Consider the following 4,703-nt stretch of genomic DNA (forward strand, 5'->3'; position numbering starts at 1 on the left):
GCGTTAAAGAGCCTGGCGCCATCGAGATGAAGCTTCAAGCCGCGCTCGGCAACGAATGCCCCCATCTCCTGCAGATAGGAGAGCGGCAGCACCTTGCCGTTGTGGGTGTTCTCAAGGCAGATCAGGCGAGTCTGGACGAAGTGGGCATCATCAGGGGCCAGCGCAGCCTTGATATCATCGAATGCCAGCGTGCCATCGCGCTGCATCGGCAAGGGTTGCAGGGCTACGGAGCCCAGCACGGCACTCCCCTGCGCTTCATAGCGATAGATGTGAGCGGCGTTGCCGAGGATGGCCCCCTCACCGCGCTGACAGTGGCTCATCACCGCCAACAGATTGGACATGGTGCCGGACGGTACAAACAGCGCCGCCTGTTTGCCCAGCAATCTGGCCCCAAAGGCCTCCAGCGCGTTGACGCCCGGATCTTCACCATAGACATCGTCACCGACTTCGGCGTGGAGCATGGCTTGACGCATGGCGTCAGTAGGCTGGGTGACGGTGTCACTTCGTAAATCGATATAGCGCATGAGATCCCTCCTGAAACAGGAGAGTGACGTTAGCCATGCGCCCCTCGCTTGGCAAGGGGCGCATGAGCAGAATGTGAAGCCAATAGACGTCCATAGAACCCGCAGGCGGGATTTACCAAGGCAGCGGCTGACCGTTGAGATCCAGTAGCTGACCCGATTGGGTCAACGATAACCCCTTGATGAGATTGAGCAGTTTCACCGCCACCTCGCCAGGCTCCTGCAATTGCTCCGCAGGCAACTCGCTCAGAAAGGGAGCATTCATCGGGGAGTCCATCAAGCCGGGCGCCACCGCCACCACCCCCGCTTGCGGGAAACGCTGCGCCCACTCGAGGGCCAGAGTTTTCACCCCCATGTCGAGGGCCGCCTTGCTCATCCGATAGCTGTAACGCCCCCCCTCCAGATTGGAGGTGATGGAGCCCGCCAGATCAGAGATGGCACAGAGCCACAGCGGATGGTCATTGCCCATCAACCGACTGAAACGGGCAGCCAGCGCCAGTGTTGGCCAGGCATTGGCCAGCAGGCTGTCGCACAGCCACTTGGGATGCACCTCTTCGACCCGCCGCTCTGGCATAAAGCTGACATCGTGCAACAGGCCGATGGTGTTGATCACCACAGTGGGGAACGGATCGGTGTCGTAGAGGGTAAACAGGGCGTCGAACGAGATGGCGTCCACCTCTTGCAGCGGGAAGAAGGCCCCCATCTCGATCCCTTTTGGATAGGTGCGCCCGGCCAGAAGGAAGGACTCTCCCCTTGCCATCAGCTCTCTTGCCAGCGCCGAGCCCAGCGCACCGCTTCCGAGGATCAAGTAGCTCATCGCCCATTCCATGGAGAGTTATCTTGCTTAGAGCGTATCAGAATAATCAACCGGCCGTGACACGACCAAAGGGTAATATGCCCCTCATCACGCTTCCCCCAGATGGCGACCAAACTCCCGCGCCAGCGCTAAGTCGAGAAAACCGTCCGCTTTCTTGTGGGTGCGCAAAAACTGGTAATAGGCGAGCAGGGTGATCAGTGCCTCCTCATCGGGCAGCCCCACCCCGGGTTGCTGCTCGCCCAGCAGTAGCTGCGCCGCTGCCAGCGCCTCCCTGTCTACCACTTCCGCCTGACGGTAGAGATAACCGCAGCCGGTTGCCAGCCACTCCAGCGAGCAGTTGGCCCCCATGGCAATCTGGTTGGCCCGCGCCAGACCAGGCTCGGCTCCCTTCAAATATTTGCGGATCAGCGCTTCACTGAGCCCTACCTTGCGGGCAAAGGCGCTCACGCTCATCTCCCCGATCAGGCTCTGCAAGCGCTCGGCAAATCCTTCCATCCAACTCTCTCTCCTACTCTGCGATCAGAACCAAAGTTCGAATCATGCCACTGCCCATTATTGCTTTGCCAGCCACATGAGGCCAAGATGCCCGCAGTCATCTATGTTGCACATCGTTTTCGCATCGTGTTTTTCAAGGAGTCAACCATGTCTGTATCCCGTGTCGCTCTGCATCCGCAAGGTCCCACCTTCTCTCGCCTCATCATGGGTTACTGGCGCCTGATGGAGTGGCAGCTCTCTCCAGCCGCTCTGCTCGATCTGATGAAATATCATCTGGATCTGGGGGTCACCACCATCGATCACGCCGATATCTATGGTGGCTACCAGTGCGAAGAGGCCTTTGGTCACGCCCTGCGCCTCGAGCCTTCCCTGCGCAGCCGGATGGAGATCGTCACCAAGTGCGGTATCGCCCTCACCGCCAAGCCGGAGCATGCTCTCAACCACTACAACACCGGCAAGGACCATATCATCGCCAGCGCCGAGGCCTCGCTGCGCAAGCTCGGCACCGACCATCTGGACCTGCTGCTGATCCACCGCCCGGATCCCCTGATGAACGCAGATGAAGTGGCCGACGCCTTTATCACCCTGAAACAGGCGGGCAAGATCAAGCACGCCGGGGTATCCAACTTCACCGCCCGTCAGTTCGAGCTACTGCAATCGCGCCTCCCCTTCCCGCTGGTCACCAACCAGCTGGAGATCTCGCCGCTTCATCAGGAAGGGACCCTCGATGGTACCCTGGATCAGTGCCAGCAGCTTGGCATCAAGCCGATGGCCTGGTCATGTCTCGGCGGCGGCCGACTGTTCAGCGATGAGGCCTATGCCCCGCTGCGTGCCGAACTGGAGCAGATCCGTCAGGAAGTGGGCGCCCAGACTATCGAGCAGGTGGTCTACGCCTGGGTAATGATGCTGCCAAGCCAGCCGCTGCCATTGATTGGCTCCGGCAAACGGGAGCGGATTGCTGCCGCCGTGGCCGCCGAATCCATCGCCCTCAATCGCCAGCAGTGGTTCCGCATCCGCAAGGCGGCGCTCGGTTACGACGTCCCCTGATAACTGCAAAACGTGCAGAAACAAAAACGGCATGGGGGAAACCCATGCCGTTTTTCATTGCAAAGGCACCTTAGCGGTGGCGCTGTTGCGGGCGACCACGGGGAGCATCTGTCTTCGGCTTGGCCTGATTGACGGTGATGGTACGGCCACCGACTTCTGTGCCATGCAGACCAGCGATGGCCTTTTCGGCATCACCATTGACCGGCATTTCAATAAAACCAAACCCCTTTGACTGGCCGGTATCGCGGTCGATGATGATATCAACCTTGTCGACCTGTCCAAACTGGCTGAACAGGGTTTTCAGTTCGTCGGCCGTCATCCGGTACGACAGATTTCCTACGTAAATCTTCATGCCATCCACTCTCGATTCAAGGTGCCTTCTCTATGCAATTCCCAGCATAACGGTAAGGGCACAACCCCTATGCCGGACCTGCCATGGCTTCATGCCGTGGCCTTCTCCACACTGTCGTCAAGTGATTGATCTCTTGGGGTAACAGTGCAGACAAGATCAATTCGAGTCATTGGCAGTATCTGAGCTTTGCCGGGAATTGTCGAGAAAATAGTCGACTCAGGCCGATTGCAGATCTGACAACCGTTGCGCCAGCATCCGGCGACCGTGCCAAGCCCGTTTAAAGCCGAAGCGATAGACCGACGGGCTCACCAGATGGAGCTCCCCCGCCTTGAGATCCAGCAAGGCCATGGCCGCCGCCAGCTCCTCTTCACTCAGTTGCAGATCGAGGCTGAAATCGAGCCACTGGCCGTCGTGGCCCACTCGCCTCTCCCGTTCGAGCGCCACCAGCTGGCTGCGGGGCAGTGCCAGCGCCTCATCCTTGTTGCCATTGAGCAGATAGATATGTTGTTCATCCCACCCCAGCTCCGCCAGGCGCCAGGGCTGCCAGCTGCGGGGCAGCGACACCATGATCCCGGTGATGCCACCAAAGACCACGCCCACCCAGTTGAGCAGCGCCATGGCGCCCCAACCATCCCACAAGGAGGCCACCACCACGCCCCAACTCACCAGCAACAGCAGAAAAATGACGCAGCGATAGCGAACCGCTGGCGGCATCAACAGCTGCACCTGGGAACCGGTAAGCAAGGATGTAATACGCATGAAAAGCTCCTGTCATCACGAAATGGCGCCATTGTGAATAGCCATCAGGATGCTGACAAGGGGGTTTTCTTTGTCATCCCCCTATAAAATCAATACCATGGCGTAAATGATTCTCAGTGGAACCCGCTTCTTGACCAGCTCGCAACCCTGTGTGCGCTTTTGTGGCGTCGACAAATTCTATGGCGACTTTCAGGCTCTTCATCACATCGATCTCACCATTGAACGGGGAGAGAAGTGGGTCATCTGTGGCCCGTCAGGCTCGGGAAAATCGACCCTGATCCGCACCATCAACGGGCTGGAGGGGATCGACGGCGGCCAGCTATTCCTGTTTGGCGAGCCGGTGACCCCTTCCTACCTGCGCCGCCTGCAAGGCCGGGTTGGCATGGTGTTTCAGCAGTTCAACCTCTTCCCCCATATGACGGTGCTGGAAAACCTGATGGTGGCACCAGTGCATACCCTGGGGTTGCGCCCTGAGGAGGCCAAAGCCCGGGCGCTCGGGCTGCTCGAGCGGGTGCGCATTCAGGCGCAGGCCGACAAGTACCCCCACCAGCTCTCCGGCGGCCAGCAGCAGCGGGTCGCCATCGCCCGCTCCCTCTGCATGCAACCCGAGCTGATGCTGTTTGACGAGCCCACCTCCGCCCTCGACCCCGAGATGATCCGCGAAGTGCTCGATGTGATCCGCGAGCTGGCTGACGAGGGGATGACCCTGATC

The 4,703-nt window shown here is 59.5% G+C and carries 7 protein-coding genes; 2 read left to right on the forward strand and 5 right to left on the reverse strand.

Features of this window, described 5'->3' with window-relative positions; translation table 11 throughout:
* From AACS18_RS01305 to AACS18_RS01315, 3 genes are all read right to left on the reverse strand, one after another.
* The coding region (locus tag AACS18_RS01305; RefSeq protein WP_146184735.1) for a GntG family PLP-dependent aldolase at positions 1-524 on the reverse strand (524 nt) is incomplete at its 3' end.
* A gap of 112 nt (positions 525-636) precedes the next feature.
* On the reverse strand, positions 637-1,338 hold the full coding sequence (locus tag AACS18_RS01310) for a short-chain dehydrogenase (RefSeq protein ID WP_108612005.1): 702 nt from the start codon (positions 1,336-1,338) through the stop codon (positions 637-639).
* Between the two features lie 87 nt (positions 1,339-1,425).
* Positions 1,426-1,833: a helix-turn-helix domain-containing protein gene (locus tag AACS18_RS01315; RefSeq protein WP_108612006.1), complete on the reverse strand. Its 408-nt coding sequence runs from the start codon at positions 1,831-1,833 to the stop codon at positions 1,426-1,428.
* Positions 1,834-1,980: 147 nt separating this feature from the next.
* Between AACS18_RS01315 and AACS18_RS01320 the strand changes: the two genes are divergently transcribed.
* On the forward strand, positions 1,981-2,880 hold the full coding sequence (locus AACS18_RS01320) for an aldo/keto reductase (protein ID WP_108612009.1): 900 nt from the start codon (positions 1,981-1,983) through the stop codon (positions 2,878-2,880).
* Positions 2,881-2,950: 70 nt separating this feature from the next.
* On the opposite strand, the gene AACS18_RS01325 is transcribed toward AACS18_RS01320, so the two are convergent.
* The gene (locus AACS18_RS01325) at positions 2,951-3,232 is read right to left on the reverse strand and encodes an RNA recognition motif domain-containing protein (RefSeq protein WP_005337180.1); all 282 of its coding nucleotides are present in this window, start codon (positions 3,230-3,232) and stop codon (positions 2,951-2,953) included.
* Positions 3,233-3,448: 216 nt separating this feature from the next.
* Positions 3,449-3,991: a hypothetical protein gene (locus AACS18_RS01330; RefSeq protein WP_108612007.1), complete on the reverse strand. Its 543-nt coding sequence runs from the start codon at positions 3,989-3,991 to the stop codon at positions 3,449-3,451.
* 106 nt (positions 3,992-4,097) lie between these two features.
* On the opposite strand from AACS18_RS01330, the gene AACS18_RS01335 reads away from it, so the two are divergent.
* On the forward strand, positions 4,098-4,703 hold a 606-nt coding region (locus tag AACS18_RS01335; RefSeq protein ID WP_108612008.1), incomplete at its 3' end, for an amino acid ABC transporter ATP-binding protein.

The organism is Aeromonas sp. HMWF015 (assembly GCF_963878965.1).
Classification (GTDB): domain Bacteria; phylum Pseudomonadota; class Gammaproteobacteria; order Enterobacterales; family Aeromonadaceae; genus Aeromonas; species Aeromonas veronii.